14 protein-coding genes are annotated in these 17685 nt (G+C 56.0%); 5 read left to right on the top strand and 9 right to left on the bottom strand.

Annotated elements, in window-relative coordinates; all coding sequences use genetic code 11:
* Nucleotides 1-82: 82 nt before the first annotated feature.
* Both M3A44_12485 and M3A44_12480 read right to left on the bottom strand, forming a co-directional pair.
* The gene (locus M3A44_12485; GenBank protein ID MEQ6342431.1) at nt 83-2899 is read right to left on the bottom strand and encodes a valine--tRNA ligase; all 2817 of its coding nucleotides are present in this window, start codon (nt 2897-2899) and stop codon (nt 83-85) included.
* A 392-nt stretch (nt 2900-3291) separates the two neighbouring features.
* The gene (locus M3A44_12480; protein ID MEQ6342430.1) at nt 3292-3735 is read right to left on the bottom strand and encodes a DNA polymerase III subunit chi; all 444 of its coding nucleotides are present in this window, start codon (nt 3733-3735) and stop codon (nt 3292-3294) included.
* A gap of 209 nt (nt 3736-3944) precedes the next feature.
* Here M3A44_12480 and M3A44_12475 point away from each other — a divergent pair, with 209 nt between their 5' ends.
* A complete protein-coding gene (locus tag M3A44_12475; protein ID MEQ6342429.1) occupies nt 3945-4208 on the top strand; it encodes a hypothetical protein in 264 nt (87 codons plus the stop codon).
* A 425-nt stretch (nt 4209-4633) separates the two neighbouring features.
* Nucleotides 4634-5803: a hypothetical protein gene (locus M3A44_12470; GenBank protein ID MEQ6342428.1), complete on the top strand. Its 1170-nt coding sequence runs from the start codon at nt 4634-4636 to the stop codon at nt 5801-5803.
* Between the two features lie 61 nt (nt 5804-5864).
* Here M3A44_12470 and M3A44_12465 read toward each other — a convergent pair whose 3' ends face one another.
* The 7 genes from M3A44_12465 to pepA form a co-directional block, all read right to left on the bottom strand.
* Complete coding sequence (locus M3A44_12465; protein MEQ6342427.1) at nt 5865-6566, bottom strand: endonuclease III; 702 nt, start codon at nt 6564-6566, stop codon at nt 5865-5867.
* A 1-nt stretch (nt 6567) separates the two neighbouring features.
* The gene (locus M3A44_12460) at nt 6568-8931 is read right to left on the bottom strand and encodes a DUF2357 domain-containing protein (protein MEQ6342426.1); all 2364 of its coding nucleotides are present in this window, start codon (nt 8929-8931) and stop codon (nt 6568-6570) included.
* Nucleotides 8932-10539, bottom strand: coding sequence for a DUF3578 domain-containing protein (locus tag M3A44_12455; protein ID MEQ6342425.1), 1608 nt, complete (start codon nt 10537-10539; stop codon nt 8932-8934).
* A gap of 274 nt (nt 10540-10813) precedes the next feature.
* Nucleotides 10814-11806 (bottom strand): (p)ppGpp synthetase, encoded by a 993-nt coding sequence (locus M3A44_12450; protein MEQ6342424.1) that lies wholly within the window; start codon nt 11804-11806, stop codon nt 10814-10816.
* On the bottom strand, nt 11803-12870 hold the full coding sequence (locus tag M3A44_12445) for a nucleoid-associated protein (GenBank protein ID MEQ6342423.1): 1068 nt from the start codon (nt 12868-12870) through the stop codon (nt 11803-11805). The genes M3A44_12450 and M3A44_12445 overlap by 4 nt, the downstream gene beginning before the upstream one ends.
* A 75-nt stretch (nt 12871-12945) precedes the next feature.
* Nucleotides 12946-13230, bottom strand: coding sequence for a primase-like DNA-binding domain-containing protein (locus M3A44_12440; protein ID MEQ6342422.1), 285 nt, complete (start codon nt 13228-13230; stop codon nt 12946-12948).
* Between the two features lie 110 nt (nt 13231-13340).
* Nucleotides 13341-14843, bottom strand: coding sequence for a leucyl aminopeptidase (pepA, locus tag M3A44_12435; protein ID MEQ6342421.1), 1503 nt, complete (start codon nt 14841-14843; stop codon nt 13341-13343).
* Between the two features lie 183 nt (nt 14844-15026).
* Between pepA and lptF the strand changes: the two genes are divergently transcribed.
* The 3 genes from lptF to M3A44_12420 are packed head-to-tail and all read left to right on the top strand — an operon-like array spanning nt 15027 to nt 17659.
* A complete protein-coding gene (gene lptF / locus M3A44_12430; GenBank protein ID MEQ6342420.1) occupies nt 15027-16127 on the top strand; it encodes an LPS export ABC transporter permease LptF in 1101 nt (366 codons plus the stop codon).
* Nucleotides 16124-17188: an LPS export ABC transporter permease LptG gene (gene lptG / locus M3A44_12425; GenBank protein ID MEQ6342419.1), complete on the top strand. Its 1065-nt coding sequence runs from the start codon at nt 16124-16126 to the stop codon at nt 17186-17188. Before lptF ends, lptG begins: the two co-directional genes overlap by 4 nt.
* Before the next feature lie 51 nt (nt 17189-17239).
* Nucleotides 17240-17659, top strand: coding sequence for a hypothetical protein (locus tag M3A44_12420; GenBank protein MEQ6342418.1), 420 nt, complete (start codon nt 17240-17242; stop codon nt 17657-17659).
* Nucleotides 17660-17685: the final 26 nt, after the last annotated feature.

Below are 17685 nucleotides of genomic sequence, written 5' to 3'. Positions count from 1 at the left end.
AATTTTTTTCTCCTTTAAAATTTATTCTGAAAGTACATATGGCCTCTAACGGTTACACATCTTATATTGATGCCCCCCCGACTCACAATGCCTCTATCTTCTTCTTCTGCTCTTCCAGTTTCTCCAGCGCCGAGCGCATGTCGCTCACTCGCTGACGTTCCTTCTCTACCACATCCGCCGGAGCGCGTTCGACATAGCTAGGGTTGGCGAGTTTGATTTCGCCTCTTTCCACGTCTTTGTGGAGTTTATCCATTTCTTTGGTGAGGCGGGCGAGTTCGGCTTGTTTGTCGATCAGGCCTGCCATGGGGATGAGGAGCTTTATTTCACCAATCAATGCGGTGGCGGACTCAGGTGCTTCAGTATCGGGTTCCAGTACAGTGATGGATTCGAGTCTGGCAAGGCTTAACAGGTACGGCAGGCTGGTTACCACGCGTGACTCATCCTGTGCAGTGCAGTTTTGCAGCAGCACGGGCAGCGGTTTGCCGGGGGCGATATTCATGCCGCTACGAATTTGGCGCACGGCATTGATGAAGCTCATTACCCACTCCATTTCGGCGACGATCTCTGTGTCGATCATTTCTGGCTGCGGTATAGGGTAGGACTGCAGCATGATGGTGTCACCTTGCTGGCCTGCCAGCGGCGCAACGCGTTGCCAGATTTCCTCGGTGATAAAGGGGATCAACGGGTGCGCGAGGCGTAGCAGGGTTTCCAGTACGCGCACCAGGGTGCGGCGCGTGCCTCGTTGCGCGGCCTGTGAGCTGTTGTTGTCGGTGAGGACGGTCTTGGAAAGCTCCAGATACCAGTCGCAGTATTCGTTCCAGGTGAATTCGTAGATCGCCTGCGCGGCGAGGTCGAAGCGGTAGTTTTCAATGGCATCTATCACGGCCTGTTCTGCGTTTTGCAGGCGCGATATGATCCAGCGGTCGGCGAGGCTTAATTCCACATCGCCGCCGTTTTGTCCGGTCACTCCCGGCATCCTGCCTCCCGCGACACTAGCACATCCCTGTGCGTCGCAATCATGTCCCTCGGTGTTCATCAGCACATAGCGTGCGGCGTTCCACAGTTTGTTGCAGAAGTTGCGGTAGCCCTCGGTGCGCCCCAGGTCGAATTTGATGTCGCGTCCGGTGGAGGCGAGGCTGGCGAGGGTGAAGCGCAGTGCGTCTGTGCCATGGGCGGCGATGCCGCCGGGGAATTGCTTGCGTGTGGCCTTTTCGATCTTGGCTGCCATGCCGGGTTGCATGAGGCCGCTGGTACGCTTGGCGACCAGCGCTTCCAGATCGATGCCGTCGATGAGGTCGATAGGGTCGAGCACGTTGCCCTTCGATTTGGACATCTTCTGGCCTTCGGCGTCGCGCACCAGGCCGGTGACGTAGACCTCGCGGAACGGTACCTCGCCGGTGAATTTGAGCCCCATCATGATCATGCGCGCCACCCAGAAGAAGATGATGTCGAAGCCGGTGACCAACACATTGGTGGGATAGAAGGTCTTGAGTTCTGGGGTCTGTTCCGGCCAGCCCAGCGTGGAGAAGGGCCACAGCGCGGAGGAGAACCAGGTGTCGAGCACGTCTTCGTCTTGCTTGAGTGCAATGCTATCGTCCAGGTGGTGTTTGATGCGAACTTCCTGTTCGTTGCGGCCGACGTAGATATTGCCGTTGTCGTCATACCATGCAGGTATGCGGTGCCCCCACCAGATCTGACGCGAGATGCACCAATCTTCAATCTTGTGCATCCAGTCGAAATAGGTGCGGCTCCAATTTTCCGGGATGAAGCGTATCTCGCCGTTTTCCACGGCCTTGATGGCGGGCTCGGCAAGGGGGGCGACTTTCACATACCACTGATCGGTGAGCAAGGGCTCGATCACCGCGTGTGAACGATCACCGCGAGGTACCATGAGTTTGTGTTTGTCGATCTTTTCCAGCAGACCGGTTCTTTCTAGATCGGCAACAATGCGCTTGCGTGCCTCGAAGCGGTCGAGGCCTTGATATTGCTGCGGCGCGGCGTCATTGATGCGTGCATCAATGGTAAAGATGTTGATTTGCGGCAGGTTGTGGCGTTGCCCAACAGCGTAATCATTGAAATCATGCGCCGGAGTGATTTTCACGCAGCCAGTACCGAACGCCGGGTCAACGTATTCATCAGCGATGATGGGGATGCGACGCCCGGTGAGCGGCAGTTCAAGCTCCTTGCCGATCAGCAACCAATAGCGCTCGTCAGTGGGATGAACCGCCACCGCCGCATCGCCGAGCATGGTCTCGGGGCGGGTCGTGGCCACTACCAGGTGGCCGCTGCCATCGGCGAGCGGGTAGCGAATGTGCCACATGTGGCCGTCTTCCTCTTGGGAAACAACCTCAAGGTCGGAGACGGCGGTGTGCAGCACAGGGTCCCAGTTCACCAAGCGCTTGCCACGGTAGATCAACCCTTCTTCATGGAGGCGCACAAATACTTCGGTGACGGAATGCGACAGGCCTTCGTCCATGGTGAAGCGTTCGCGCGACCAGTCTGGAGAGGCCCCCAGGCGCCGCAGCTGGCGCGTGATGGTGCTGCCGGACTCTTCTTTCCATTGCCACACCTGTTCGATGAATGCCTCGCGCCCCAAGTCATGGCGTGTCTTGCCTTGCGCGGCGAGTTGGCGCTCCACTACCATCTGTGTGGCGATGCCGGCGTGGTCGGTACCCGCTTGCCATAATGTATTGTCGCCCTTCATGCGGTGGTAGCGGATCAGCGCGTCCATCAGCGTGTCCTGGAAGGCGTGCCCCATGTGCAGTGTGCCTGTCACATTGGGCGGCGGGATCATGATGCAATAGGATGGACCTTCACCTGATGGGGTGAAGTGGCTGCGCTCTTCCCAGGCCTGGTACCAGCGTTGTTCTATGGTGTTTGGGTTATAGCTTTTGTCCATGCTGTCTTTCTGTGGTTGTGCTGAGTTTTGGGTTTTGAAATCTTGATTTTCGGGAAGGTGTGGTTGCTGTTCTCTGATAACTGGCATCTGATCCCTTTTGTTGAGCGTCGCCTCGATAATCTCCGGCACACGCACGTTGAGGTGGGCGCGGAGGCTTTCTTTTAGTGTTGCAGTGACCTGCGGTAGCGTGGCGCGAACGGCGTTGTCCAGCGCTTCCTCGATCTGCCAGGCAAGTTCGCGCTGCAAGTCTATTGTCAGTTCATCAAGCAAAGCGGGCGAGACTGTGGGCGTGGCAGATGGGCCGGCAAGTGTCTGGCCGGGGATGACCACATCTTCAAGCAGTGGAAGATCATCATCTGCTCTGAAGGGCGCAAGAGGTGTGGGGTTTTCCGTCATGTCTCAATGCCTGGTGTTGGAACGTTATGCGACTGCAAAGCATAACCGCGATCACGATAAAAGCGGTAACGTTCTCGCGCCACCTGTTTTTGCGCATCGCTTTGATCGACGATCTCCGCGACGCGCTCGAAGCGGTCGAAAAATGACGGTACGCTGCCTGCCAGATTGATTAATACATCCGTGCCAGCCAACGGAGCTGCGTCATGGCCGATTAATACCGGTGGCGGCTCGCCGGTTGCCTCCACCAGTGCATGAGGCAGGAAGCTTCCCTGGCTGAACGTCCACAGTAAATCATCCATGTAGACGGCTTGCTCCTGGGATTCAGTGTGGATATAAACGCGATGACCCAGCCGGTAGGCCTTGTCTGCCAAGCGACAGGCGAGTAATGGCCTGCTCTGCACCTGCGCGTCGGGGAGGATATAGAAGTCGATGCGAGTCATGGTCTCAAGGCGAAGATCAATGGATAAATGCTAATCTTATCACGAAGTTGTGTGAGAGAATGGCTTGACACCCGAGGGAGTGGTAGTGTACGTTTATAAGTATTGGTGGCCAATAAATATAAAAAATTCAATAAAAACAATAAATTATAGAAGAGTTGGTGGTTGGTTTGAAGTCTGTTTCATAGCTGTCTGCCGCAGTTCGATGCGCAATGGGGTCCGCTATAATACGCTGCCTGGAATTTCAGTTTCTCATCAAAAAAGCGGCCTTTTTCGGATTGCTTGCCGTTTCCGGCAGTTGTATTGCGGCTGAGCCTTTGCCTCTAGTGGGTTTCGGTCCGGGTGTAGCTAACGTGGTTGATTACGGCCAGGTTGCCATGGGTTTTATCGAACATCGTCCTGTGTGGCGGTTTCATGGCGTCGGTAGCTGGTTCAGCCTCGAAGGCTCCGATAGACTGCAGTTTGTTGTCGGTTGATGACAAAACCGTTTATCATTGCGCCTATTCGTGTATTTTCAGAAAATAAATTATGCAGTTCCCGGAAAGTTGGCCTCCTGAATGCCCTCCCGCCAATGCGCAAGACGCGCAGGGCGAGTGTTTTCGTGTCGTCAGCAATAACCCACCGGGCGTGGATGATTTCAAGTCTTATTCTGAACGCGGCGCAGCCCCGAAGGCAAACCCGTGCAAGCGCGCTGGCTTGTCCCTATTGAGGACATTGGATGATGCCATTCACCAAACCGAGTTATTTCCGAAGCATGGCAAGCTGATTTGCCGTGGTGAACTCAATTCGGGTCACGGCAAGACGCTTCTTACCAAGGGTACACTTCCAACGCATACCACTTGGTGGCCGTATGATGGTATTGATCGGGTAGCCCCGTTCGTATGCGTAGGTGCTCAATAAAATGAATTGGACGGTAACCGCTCCACAATTTGACGTAGAAAGTTTCCAGGGAATTTCCCCGGAGGAGATTCTTTACGAGTTTGATGGGCCGCGCATTTTCACGGCGCGCAGTGTCATGGGGGAACTGCTGTTTTATTTGGCTGATGAACAGGATGGCTTGTGCCGGTACATCGTCGCGCCAACTAACACGAGCATTATTGATCTGATGAAATCAGGCGTGCGATCTGTCCGCGACGCCCTTAATCAACCTTGGGTGTGGTTTCTCGATACGCAATATGACGGCAATCCTGTTGCGGCCTGGAAGGGTACGCTAGCCGATGCGCCTGTAGATACTCTCCCGCGGCCGGGCGTGATGCTGTGGCCGCACCTTGAACCTGTTTTTGTGCTTCGTGCGATTGGCGACGGCTTGGGCGAAGGCACCGTACCCGCCAGCGTGATACGGCAAGTGGTCGATGGCGCGACAACGGCGCTCAAAAAGATAGCTGGGCGAGTATTTCAGGCGGCGCGCGCGCAAGGGCGCAAGGCTAATGTTATCCGACAATTCTACGACTTGCCCATGCAAGGTGTTGCCTACAACAGCTTCGAGATTGCCTTTCGACTTCCCGATCGCAAGCAGTTGAATTTGGGCGCAGGCGAAGCCCCGGAAGAACTTGGCAGTGAGTTCGATGAAATCGGCAAGCTGTTGGAGCAAGCACTTTCGTGGGCCATAGATGCCAAGCCCGAAGAAGACAACGAACCGCTGGACATTGACCTGCTGGAAGCACTCGAAAAGCTTGTGCCGCCGCAAACGGGCATCGTCAAGTCTGTGGAGCTACGTGGCCGGATTTTCCGTGCTGGTCACGCCCGTTATCAGCTCACCCGTGACACATCAAAGCGTGTACGTCGGGCGCTTGGCAAAGCGCGCGTATCCCAGGAGCGAATCACCAAAGTCACAGGGTTGGTGCGCGAGCTCGACAAGGACGATCTGTCCTTCACCCTGCGAGAAACGGACGACAGCAAAGATCACGTTTGCCGGTTTCCGCAGGAATTTTTCGACGATGTGTTGGAGGTGTTCAATACCGATCAGTGCGTCACGATTAGTGGCAGGGAAAACATCAAGAATGGCGAGATTGACGTTTCGCTGGTATCCCGCGAGCCATCGGCTACTGAGTCTTCCAGCAGCGCCGCATAGTCTCACATTTTCCGAATCAACCTCAGCGCTACCGATCAGTCCTCCGCCTATTTCAGCGCTACTATTTCCCCCTTCCCTTGCCACGAGCCACGCCAATCTTGGGGCACCAGTCGGCTAACGGGCATTCATCGCAACGGGGTGCACCCGCAGTGCAAATCTCGCGCCCTAGCGAAATCATGTTCACGTGTAGCGAGTAACGAAGCTCTGGGGGGATTTTGGATTGCAGGCGGTCCATGTCGCGCGGCGCGCAATGCCGGTCTTTTTGCGTTGGCCTGACCCATCCCAGTCGCCGGACGATGCGCCAGCAGTGCGTGTCAACCGGGAAAACCTGCCGGTCTAGCGAGTACATCAGAACGCACCGCGCGATTTTCTTGCCGACACCGGGCAACGACAGCAAAAAATCTTCCGCTTCCTTATCGCTCATCGCACGCAGTGGTTCGAGGCTTGGTTCGCCAAACCGTGCCACGACAGCATCCAGCAGATTGCGGATGGCTTTGGCTTTCTGGTTGGATAATCCGCCCCTTGCGATGGTCTGGGCGATGTATTCGGCTGGTGCTTCGGCGATCTTGAGGTGGGTGGGGAAAGATTCTTTCAGGGCACGAAAGGAATTCCGGTAGCTCGCTTCTTCGGTTTTCGTGCTGCAAATAATGAACAGCAGCTCGTCCAGCGGGTCTTTAAGGTTGTAATGGTCGAAATCGTGATAGCGGTATTTCAAAGCCCCTGCAACTTCTCTGACTGCCACAGGGTATTTGCGCGATCCCACGTCAGCCGCCCCCAGCGCCAGCCAGCAGGTTCTCCTTGGCTACTGCCATCAACTCGTCGAGCGTGACTGTTTGCGGCTCGGCGGACTGGCGATTTTGCAGGCGCTCGGGCAGTTTCGAGTAATCCCATTCGTAGCCATCAAATCCGGGCGCTGGCACTACGTTATAGACTAGGTAGAAAGGTTGGGATGGTGCGCCGGGATAGCCCTTTTCCTTCAGCTTTTCTCGTGAAAGCACGCGCGGTCCTTCCTTGGCGACATGGAAAAGGCCGGAACTCGTTTTTCCCTTGTAGCTGTGCAGCAACAGATACTGTGCGCCTGAAACTTCCGGCGTGAGCCGTAGCGAGCCAGCTTTCGTGTCCATGCGGAAGTTATATAGCTTCTGGGCCAGCACCCATTTCAAATGTGCCTCGTCCTTGTACCAACCAACCAGCACATGCGTTTCGGCAGGAGGTTGCGCGCGCCTGCGGGTAGCGCCATCAAACTCGGGCAACTTGCTCAACACCGCATAGCTCGCTGGCGCTTCCTGCGTTTGGTAGGTATGGTAGCTCTGGCGCTCCCGCGCAGTCGCACGGTTGCATGCGTGGGCGACAACCTCGCGGATAAAGTTTTCCACTTCCTGTGCGCCGTTGCCGGGCTTGAGCGGGAACGCGCCCAGCCCTGGCAAAATTTCATGGTAGCCCTGCCACTGGCGCGATGAATCGCCGGGGTAGAGCACATAAGCGCCTTGGGTGCGGCGGATGGCATCGCGGTAAGCGTGCATTTTCAACAGGTCGGCGCGTTTGTAGCGGCCTTCGCGCTGCTCCTGCTTTTCTTCAGCCAAGTCACTATTCACGCCAGCGGCACCCAAACTTTCGTCCTCGCGCCCAAAAAGCTGCTCCACGTTGTCGATGCGGTATTTGGCATCAAAATGCACATGCGCCATGATTTCCTGAGCTTCCGCTTCTGCTTCGGAAAACTCTGCCGGCCACAGGCTCAACGAGTAGTCCGGGCGCATGCGCTCGGTCCACGATCCAACCCGATCCGGCGCGGCATTGTGAGAAAAGCTGCGGTTGTAGCTGAAACGCACTCGCAGCGGACGAGCACCGCCAAAAGTTACGCCATCGAACGCCAGTTGCTCGCCGGATTTGAGCTTGAGGCCGAAGCCGTCCGCAGTTTCTTCGATCAGTGCATGGGCGGCAGGTTTTTCCAGCTTGAACACCGCCGAAACGATGTCCAGCAGCTTGAAGAAAACCCAGTATTCGTACAGCGTGGCGATGTCGCGCTGGCCTGCGCCGTACACGTCATCGCCGCCGTGCCATACCAGGCGCGCCGCCATGTCGAACTTGAGCCACGCCTGATAAACCTCGCGATAGCCTTCCTTGCGCTGCAAAACAGGGCTACCCAGCGGCAGCATGTCCGGGTCGGAAACGCTGCGGAACACGTCTGCCGCCAAAGCCGTTTCGAGCTGGTTTTCCAGCGCGGCGATTTCCGCTTGCAGCCGCGTGTCGGCAGCGCTGCCGACTTCTTCCAGCTTGAGGCGCATCCGGTTCAGGAAACCGGAAAAGGTTTGCAGCGCGAACCTGACAAAGCGGTTTTCCGGCGTGTCCTCGGTCTGGGCGTTGCGGTGGAGCGAAATGCGCTCGGGCAGGGATGGAATGATCTTCGCCAGCGGGTGGCCGGACGGGAGCGGCACCCGCCTGGGCGCACGGGCAAGCTGGCGCAGTGTTCTGGCGTCGGGCTTGAAGCCTCGCCGCATGTCGTGGACGGATTCTTCTGGCTCCCAGCGCCGGTGGGGGTGGGTAGTAATGCGGTGCAGCGCATCCCGAAACTGGCGCGAGCCAAGCAGGCCGCGCAAAAAGGCAAAGCGCTGGTGCAACGTGTCCGGTGTCCGGCCAGGGTCGGGCGCTACGCGCATGGCCGTAGGGGCGCGCAGTTCCATGAGCAGAGCCACGCATTGATCGGTGATGTCTTCCAGCATACGCCGGTAGTCGTAACGATACGTGACCTTGCGCGAGCGTACCTCAAGCGCTGCGCGCCCGGCAATTTCTCCCGCCGCATCGCGCACCACCAGAGCCAGCCGCCCGGTATTCAGGCCGGTGGCGATGCTGCCGCAGTGTGCCAGCCCCTTGATGCCGCTTGGCTCGACCGCGCCCTTACCAAATTCTTCTTCCAGCCGCAGGTTATCAGCGCCGGGGCCGACAAAAGCGTATTCGTAGCGCAGCCCTTCCATGAGCTGCACCGGCTCCTCTCCGGCCTCCCTGGCTTCCGCATCTTCCAGCCGCACCAACGCGTTGGCCGGGCTATCGGGCGGGTAAAGTTCCAGGCTTGCGACAGGGTTGCCGCGTTCGTCCAGAAACTCCAGTGCCTCGGGAAGCGGCTCTGCCACTTAGGCCTCGGCGAAGCTGGTGAAGCCGTCTTTCAAACGGTCCTGCATGCGGCGGATTTTTTTCAGGCTGTCATCGCACTGATGCGTCGTGCAAAACGCTTCCAACGCTTTCAGCACCGGCCCCAACCTGCGTTCCGAGCCATGCAGCTTGGGCAGCAGCTTTTGCAGCACCTGGGCATCCAGGGCATCTTTGAACTGCCAACCGCTGCCAGCCAGCTTGGCGTGAAAATGGGTGAAGCGAGTAATTTCATACGCGGTGCGGAAACCGAATTCCGCGCCAATCGGGGCAAGCGCGCCAAAAATCTCCGTTAGCCGTGCCTTGAGGTCCGCTGCTGTCGCGCCGTCCAGTTGCGCGTCCGCACTGGCTTCCGTTACAAAGGCCGGGCCGAAAGCCGCGCCCTTGCCGGCCAGCGCGGCCATGTCCACCTTTGACGGCGCATCGAGAAACGCGGCGATGTCGTCAGCGGTGGCGCGAAATTCGATTACGTTGGCGCGATCCAGCACCTTGGGCGAAAACATGTAAGTGGTTTCGTCCACGTTCACCGTGCCGACGATAAACAGGTTGTCCGGCAGGCGGAGTTTGGGCGGCACCGGCAAGGGGTCGTCCTCGCTCGCTTTCAGGTTCCCCGCCGCCGAATGCAGTGCGATTTCCTGCCCCGATTCAACAGCGGACAAAATATCGGCGAAATAGCGCTCCACGTGGGAAAGATTCATTTCGTCCAGGATCAGGAAGTAGGGGCGCGCCGGGTCGCTCTCCGCACGCAGGATCACGTCCAGCGCGCCGTTGGACGGCTTGCGGTAAATGCCGGTTTGCAGCGCGTCCTGGTAGCCGACCACGTTTTCGTTCGTGGTCCAGTCCGCGCCTACGGCAACGAGGCGGTACTGGTCTTCGGTCTCCGAAATCCAGGCGGCGAAGGCGTGAGCAAGCTTTGTCTTGCCCGAGCCGGAAAGGCCGGTGAGGATGAGGAAACGCTTGGCGAGGAGTGATGCGGCAAAACGGAGCAACAGGCTATCAGAAACTCGCAACCCCGCCCGAGTAAAGCTTGCATGTGATTGCTCTCGAAATGCTCGCAAGGAAATTTCCAACATTAACGGCTCCAGTGTTGGCGTTGCTCTGGGCAAGGTGAGATAATCATCCATGACGTGCAGGAATGCGTCTGTGATTCCCGAATAATCTTCTCTTTCATCAGTTTGAAAAAGCCGTAGTTCGTGCGATTCGCCATATTTTTTATGGCCAAAAAATGGCAGGGTTTGAACAAGTTCCGCTGGCCACTCCCTCGGCCAATCGCCTTCTGCCGCCTGGGTTGTGGCGCTCACACCATAGCAAACGCTTAACGTGTGGTTATCGCGACGATACAAGATGACAGGGTAGACACCTTCCTTGCTCGCTGTTTGTCCGGGATAAAAACATGCCATCCAGGGAATTACGGTGGGCGATCCCATTCCGAAGCTTGTCTTCATGGCGATGCCGTGGACCTGACAAATATGCCCAAGTTCAGGTGGGACTGGCACTTGGGTAAGTTCTGGTTTCTCTAGCTGTGCCTGCTGAATGAACTGTCGCAGGTACGGCATGAACGCCGCTTTGAATTGTTCGCGTTGTTGAAGCATCGTTTTCTTACCTACTGAAATTGCTGGTCCCGTCATGGTCAAAGAGGCCAGTTCCAATGTGTTCTCTGAATTTCTGCCGGCGCACAGAACCATTTGCACTGTGCATCATACGAATATTTTGCCTAAAAAAGCCAGCAGTGACACAAGTGACGCTATCCCCTACATATCTTCCCTTACATGGCTGTGCATCAGATGAGCCACTACTAAATAAGCCGCTACGCGATAAATTGGAGAAATGTAGAACACCGCATCACTTACGTCACTCCGCCTATTTCTAATCCGTGGTGTAGGAATGGTCCAAGTCAGTAAATATCTGTTCAAGGTCTTTTTCCCGGCTCCCCAGCGGCCACTGGGCTTTTGTGAACTTGCTGCGCGCAGACACGAGATAGTAAACAACCGGAATAGCGGCCTGCCGATAAAGGATATTCCCTGTGCGACGATCTTTTATCAATTGAACAAGTGCCGGGGTAGCCTGTAAAAACTGCTGAATTTCTGAAGCGGTTTCCGGTACGAATTTTTCCCGGTAGGCGTCAATAAGTTCCAGTTCGGTTTTTGTGGCAATAGCCCTTTCGCCGATCAAAACTTCATATAGGCGTTTTATATCCCTGAGAATGGCGTCTTCTGGGCTTGTTGCAATATCTATTTGTTTTTTTGCGGTACAGAAAAGCTCGTCGGTCGTTTCAATCAACGCCATACTGCGCGCCATGTAGCGCTTAACCTGTGGTGTAGCTGCCGCCTTGGGCTTGTAGGTGGCATCGTGGGTAAGCTCGCTGTAGGCATGTTGCATGAGGCTGCGAACCTGCACTTCGCAGGGTGTACCCGCCGGTACAGTTATTCCGCCTACTGGCAAGTTCTGCTTGGCGCGAACAACAAAATGAACGGACTGGTAATCAAAAGATTCGGGATTTTGTTCCTGCTCTTTTTCGTAGTCCTTGTCCTTTGATGCCGCCCAATGCTCGATTGATTCCACGGCGCCAGTGATTTTATCAATGTCCTGGGTAAGCAGAACGACAAAGCGGACGCCGACCTTATCGCTCAAGTCTTCATAAGGGTTTTGGTAGGGCTTGCGAACGAAAACTTTTTCTATTGCCGACTCCACTGTTTTTACACGCGGACTAACCGGAAGTTTTAGAAAAGTCTCAACAGATTCAGATTCTGGCAGTAATTCACCAAGTTTGTCGCAGATTGCCTTGGCCACAAAACGTCCCCACGCCTCCAGCATTGGGGCATCTTTCTCAAAACGCTCAATGAAGTCTGCTTCGGTCATTCCTCTGACCTTAACTTGCCTTTGATTCTGACCAGGGTTGAATCCGCGCCGCTTTCCTCGATCTGTATTAAGTCTTTGAACTGGTCGGCAGGAGCGGTTAGGGTGACATCGCTGGTGAACTTAACCTTGCGGCGCTTCAACAACGAGCCCAGCAAGGAAGTGTCCTTGCTAATCGCCTGAGCAGGAAAACCCTTGGTTTGCATGAATTGCAGATAATCGTCTCGGGTGTCTTCGTCAAAGGCCAAGTAGGAATCGGCATACTCGGCGGACGAGAGCGTTAAAGTCTGATCAGACTTGACCATGACGCGCAAGGCATCGTTAAGGTCTAGCTTCTTCTCGGTGTCAAGATCGCGGCCAGTAATGAATTCTCGCGTAAACAAAAAGAAATCGCGGGTCAGCTTCTTGCTGGTGTCCATCACCTCGAACCCAAGAAAGGTCCGGTAAAAATATTGGGCTGCCGAGCGGGTTTCCTGTGCGCTCATTTGTTGGTCATACAAAATTGCGGCAAAATCGCCCGGCGCTCTTCCTTCCTCGCCAGCTTCATTGTAGGTGCGTTCCAGTAGCAGCCCGATCTTGTAAAAGCGCTGCGCTGGGGTCAGCATCAAATTGCTGAGATATTGAACAGTTAGCCCTTGTTCGGACTCTTCAAGATCAAAGCCGTCTTGCATTTCCGCCTTAATCACTGCCAGAAAACGCGCTGCGTTCGCGCCCGTTATGCCTGTCATGACTACCAGAGCGCCCCCTGGTAAATCGCGGGTTGCCTGGGCAACGTTAAGCATATCGGCAATGAGTTTTGACCTGTCAACAAATGAAACGTCATCAGATTCCAACAGGCCCGTGGCTGTGGCAAAAAAACTCCCCGCGCCATGTTGGGCTATCGCCATTTCAACCCCACGAGAATCGTTCCCCATGGCCTTGACGATGCGATTCTGGAGGGTTTGCAGCCCATCCGCCCCCATGTTCACAAGCCCCTGCCCATAAACAGGAGCAACTGGAGCACGATTTTGGCGCGGCTGAACCTTGTGCAGCACAAGCCGTTGAATGGTGAATTGAAAAAAATCCATGCTCACAAATTCCCCTGTCATCACTATTTTTTATGTCACGAAGTGGAAATTGTGCGCCAATTTCTGGTTGGCAGGCTAGAAGAATAAGGATAAATCTGGACATTTCACCCCCTCCTTCACTGCGCCATAACTACCCACCTCTTGCCTCGGCTTCCCCCCCCCCGCAATCATCCGCGCCCCGCTCGTTCTCCGCCCCGACGCATAGCCCAGCCGTTTCAGCCGCCCGGTGAAATTGTTGCGGTTGAGTTGCCGCCGCACTCCGGCATCCATCGCCCAGCCCTGATAGCGGGTGTATAGCTTGGCGGAGGTGGCGCGGCAGTCGGTGCCGGTTTCGCAGGCGTCATCCACGAATTGGGCCACTTGGTCAGCGTGCAGGGGATAACGTGCCCTTCACATTGTGCCCTTCACGGGTACGGCGCACCCTACGTTGGATGCAACATACCCCCCCGTGGTGTGGTCGTTTTTTACCGCTATACCTGCTTCTCCGCACACCTATCCATCAAATACTGTGTCAGCAACGGCACGGGCCGTCCGGTGGCGCCCTTTTTGTCGCCTGACAGCCAGGCGGTGCCGGCGATGTCGAGGTGCGCCCAATGGAATTTCTTGGTGAAACGCGCCAGGAAGCAGGCGGCGGTGATGGTGCCGCCCTCGCGCCCGCCGACGTTGGACATGTCGGCAAAGTTGCTTTTGAGCTGATCCTGGTATTCATCCCACAGGGGTAGCTCCCAGGCGCGGTCGCCGCTGGCCTTGCCCGCGTTGAGCAGGTCGTGTGTCAAGGGGCTGTGATTGCTCAGTAGGCCGCTGGCGTGCCTGCCAAGGGCAATGACGCAGGCGCCGGTGAGGGTGGCGATATCGATGACTGTGTCCGGCTCATAACGTTCGGCATAGGTCAGCGCGTCGCACAGGATCAGGCGGCCTTCTGCGTCTGTGTTAAGGATCTCAATGGTCTGGCCGGACAGGCTGGTGACAATGTCGCCTGGTTTGGTGGCCTGGCCGTTGAGCAGGTTTTCCGTGGCGGGGATGATGCCGACCACGTTGATGGGCAGTTTCATTTCGGCCACGGCGGACAAGGTGCCCAGCACGCTGGCTGCGCCGCACATGTCATATTTCATTTCGTCCATCTTGTCGGCGGGCTTGATTGAAATGCCGCCGGAATCGAAGGTGACGCCCTTGCCGACCAGTACCACGGGCTTGTCATGCTTTTTACCGCCGCTGTATTCGAGGGTGATCAGCTTCGGAGGTTGATCGCTGCCGCGTGACACGGATAACAGCGAGCCCATTTTGAGCTTTTCCATGTCGGCGGTTTCAAGCACGTCGACCTTGATGTTCTTGTGACGCTTGCCCAGTTCCTTGGCCTGCTCGGCTAGGTAGGTGGGTGTGCAAATATTGGCAGGGAGGTTGCCCAGGTCTTTGGTCAGCGTCACGCCCGCGGCAATAGCGAGCCCGACCTCAAGTGCCCGTTCGCCCTCTGTTAGATCGCGGCGACTCGGCACGCTCAACACCAGTTTACGCAACGGGCGGCGCTCGGTGTCTTTTTTACTTTTGAGCTGATCGAAACGGTACAGAGCGTTTTGCGCGGCCTCCACCGTTTGGCGTACCTTCCACGGTACATCGTGCTGCTTAATGTGCAGTTCGGTCAGATAGCACACGGCCTCCATCGCGCCGATCTCATTCAGGGTGTTGACAGCGGTGTTGACGATTTTGCGATACTGGGTGTCGCCCAGATCGCGCTCGCGCCCGCAGCCGATCAGCAGTATGCGGTCGCACAGCGTATTCGGAACATCGTGCAGCAGCAGCGTCTGGCCGATCTTTCCCTCCAGGTCGCCGCGCCGGATCAATTTGGACAAATAGCCGCCGGTGATGTCATCCAGTTTCTCCGCCACGGGTGAGAGCCGCCGTGGTTCGAACACCCCCATTACTATGCAGGCTGTGCGCTGTTTTTCGGGATCGCCGCTTTTTACTGTGAACTCCATGCCGAACTCCTAAAGACAAATGGCTATAAACCAGTGGATAATTGTATTTCTTTGACGTTTGACGTTTATCCTGATAGCGGAGGCTATAAGGAAAACTTTATAAAATAGGCCTGATTTCAAGTTTACCTGAAATACCCCCTTTTTCCATATAGAGAACGCATTTTTCCTTTCGGGTGTGACCTGTTGATAATTGAACGTTATTTATTGAAGGAAGTGCTGCAAACGCTATTGGCGGTGACGGGCGTGTTGTCCCTCATTTACGTCAGCAACCGTTTTGTGCGTTTTCTGACCGAGGCCGATGCGGGCGCCTTGCCAGCCGGCATGGTGGTCGAGCTGCTCTCGCTGAAGTCGCTGAATGCCATGGTGCTGCTGTTGCCGCTGGCCCTCTATCTGGCCATCATGCTCGCCTTTGGACGTTTGTACAAAGACAGCGAAATGACAGCCCTGGCCGCCTGCGGGGTGGGGCCGGGGCGGATGCTAAGGAATATCCTTGGGGTTGGTCTGCTGTTCGCAGTGCTCGTGGCAGGAGTGTCGCTGTATGCCGGGCCATGGGCGGAGGAACGCAGCTATCAGCTTATGGATCGCGCCAAAACGGCTTCGGACATCAGCACCATTACACCCGGCAGTTTCAGGGAATCCACCACTGGGGATTTGATCGTTTATATCGAGAGCCTGGCGCCAGACCGGCGAGCGATGAATAACGTGTTTATCCAGAGCGAGAAGAAGGGCAGGCAAACCATTATCACGGCGCCCAGCGCCTATCAGCGTACCGACCCCAAAACCGGCGACCGATTTGTTGTGCTGGTGAACGGCTACCGCTACGAAGGCGCGCCCGGCAAAGCTGATTTCAAGATCGTCCAGTATAAAGAACATGCCGTTCGCGTCGAGGAAAAGGCGGTGGAGCCCACCATGCGCCAATTGGCAGCGGTTCCGACGCAGGCATTATGGCAATCAACCGAGCCGGGCGCGAGCGCGGAGATTCAGTGGCGCATCGCCATGCCCGTCTCTGCCGTGCTGCTGGCCCTGCTGGCAGTGCCGTTAAGCCGCAGCAATCCGCGTCAGGGTCGTTATGCCAAGCTGTTTGCCGGGATACTGATTTATGTGGTGTATAACAATCTGCTAGGCGTCGCGCGCGCGTGGCTGGAGCGTGGTGTGGTGCCTGCCGGGGTCGGCTTGTGGTGGGTGCATGGCCTGCTGCTGCTAGGTATTGCGGTCTTGTTGTTGCAGCAGGTGGGTATTAAGTGGTTTTTCGCTACAGCCACAGGCAGGGCGGTGAAACTATGAAAATAATCGACCGTTATATCGGCGTTACCGTCGCCAGTCATACCGTAGTGGTGATGCTGGTATTCCTTGCGCTATTTTGTTTCGCCAATTTTGTTGGTGAGATGGATTCCGTCGGCAAGGGTAACTACGGCCTGCCGCAGGCCGCGCTGTATGTGTTGTTCACGCTGCCCAGCCTTATCTACCAGTTGTTCCCGCCGGTGGCGTTGATAGGCAGCATGATTGGTCTGGGTACGCTCGCCAGCAACAGCGAGTTGATCGTGGTGCGCGCTGCGGGTGTCTCCATGGCGCGGATTATTTTGTCGGTGATGAAGGTGGGCGTGTTGCTCATGCTTGCAGCTGTGATTGTTGGAGAATGGATCGCTCCAAGAGCTGAACAATACGCCCAAACCATGCGCTCCAGCGCGCTGGCGGAACGCATATCCCTGAAAACGAAAACCGGCTTCTGGGCGCGTGATGGCCAGAGCTTTATTCATGTACGCGACATCCTCCCCGACAGCAATCTGCGTGATATTTCAGTCTATGATTTTGATGTCAGGCAACGCCTGCAGGTAGTGACCCATGCAGGCGCGGCCTCGTATCAGAACAACAAATGGTTGCTGCAGGATGTTGAGCGCAGCACGATCAGCGAAAGCGGTGTAACCACTGATCACCTGCTGCGTGCGGAATGGGGTCCACTACTCAGTCCTACGGTGCTTGGTGTTGTCGCGGTCAAGCCCGAAAAGCTCTCGGCGTGGGGGCTGTATAAGTACATTGATTATCTGCATGACAATGGTCTGAGTGCCGAGCGTTACGAGCTCGCCTTCTGGAAAAAAGTCATCTCGCCACTCGCCACTGGCGTGATGGTATTTCTCGCCATCCCCTTCGTGTTCGGGGGGCTGCGTTCGGTGGGCATAGGGCAAAGAATACTGGTCGGCGCGCTGGTAGGCATCGGGTTTTACCTGTTCAACCAGACCTTCGGCTACGTTGGCCTGGTGTATGACATGAATCCGTTGTTCAGTGCTGTGTTTCCCGTGGCAGTGTTTTTTGTGGCGGGGGTGTTGTTGATGCGCAGGGTGCGTTAACGGGCCTATCAATCGTCGTGTGTTGTTCAAATTTAGCGTGAGGGATGAGCTGTGAGTGATGCGAAAAAGATAAATAAACCCTGGTCGAAATGGCTGACGATGCTGCTGATTGTCGCGGCGCTCGCGTTTGTGGTGGTTATGCTGCCCCGTGGCTTCAGTGAGGATTTATCCGTTATCGGCCAAGGAAAAAATGTGGCTGTGATGGTGCATGACAAGGAGGGCGTGCAGAGCATGAACCTCATGTCGATGATCAATAAGGTACGGGGCGAATATGCTGATCGGATAGAATTTCGTGTTGCCGATGCCAACACCAGGGAAGGATTGGCATTTTCCGAAAAATACCAGGTGCCTAGCGCCTCCCTGATATTGTTTGCGCGTGATGGCCGCCGTTTGGGCATTGTTAATGGCGAGAGTGGAGCGCAGGATCAGGACGCGTTGCGTAAGGCGCTGGATGAGGCCTTGCGTTTTTGAGCCGGATTACCCATGAATTGTGCGCG

This window comes from Gammaproteobacteria bacterium (genome assembly GCA_040183005.1).
GTDB lineage: Bacteria > Pseudomonadota > Gammaproteobacteria.
The sequence above is the reverse complement of the archived record's forward strand: the minus strand, read 5'-3'. Positions and strand labels throughout refer to the sequence as shown.

Coding starts and splice junctions, on each gene's coding strand:
- M3A44_12485 (MEQ6342431.1), bottom strand. CDS start 2,899: ATGGACAAAAGCTATAACCCAAACACCATAGAACAACGCTGGTACCAG.
- M3A44_12480 (MEQ6342430.1), bottom strand. CDS start 3,735: ATGACTCGCATCGACTTCTATATCCTCCCCGACGCGCAGGTGCAGAGC.
- M3A44_12475 (MEQ6342429.1), top strand. CDS start 3,945: ATGGGGTCCGCTATAATACGCTGCCTGGAATTTCAGTTTCTCATCAAA.
- M3A44_12470 (MEQ6342428.1), top strand. CDS start 4,634: ATGAATTGGACGGTAACCGCTCCACAATTTGACGTAGAAAGTTTCCAG.
- M3A44_12455 (MEQ6342425.1), bottom strand. CDS start 10,539: ATGCTTCAACAACGCGAACAATTCAAAGCGGCGTTCATGCCGTACCTG.
- M3A44_12450 (MEQ6342424.1), bottom strand. CDS start 11,806: ATGACCGAAGCAGACTTCATTGAGCGTTTTGAGAAAGATGCCCCAATG.
- M3A44_12445 (MEQ6342423.1), bottom strand. CDS start 12,870: ATGGATTTTTTTCAATTCACCATTCAACGGCTTGTGCTGCACAAGGTT.
- pepA (MEQ6342421.1), bottom strand. CDS start 14,843: ATGGAGTTCACAGTAAAAAGCGGCGATCCCGAAAAACAGCGCACAGCC.
- lptG (MEQ6342419.1), top strand. CDS start 16,124: ATGAAAATAATCGACCGTTATATCGGCGTTACCGTCGCCAGTCATACC.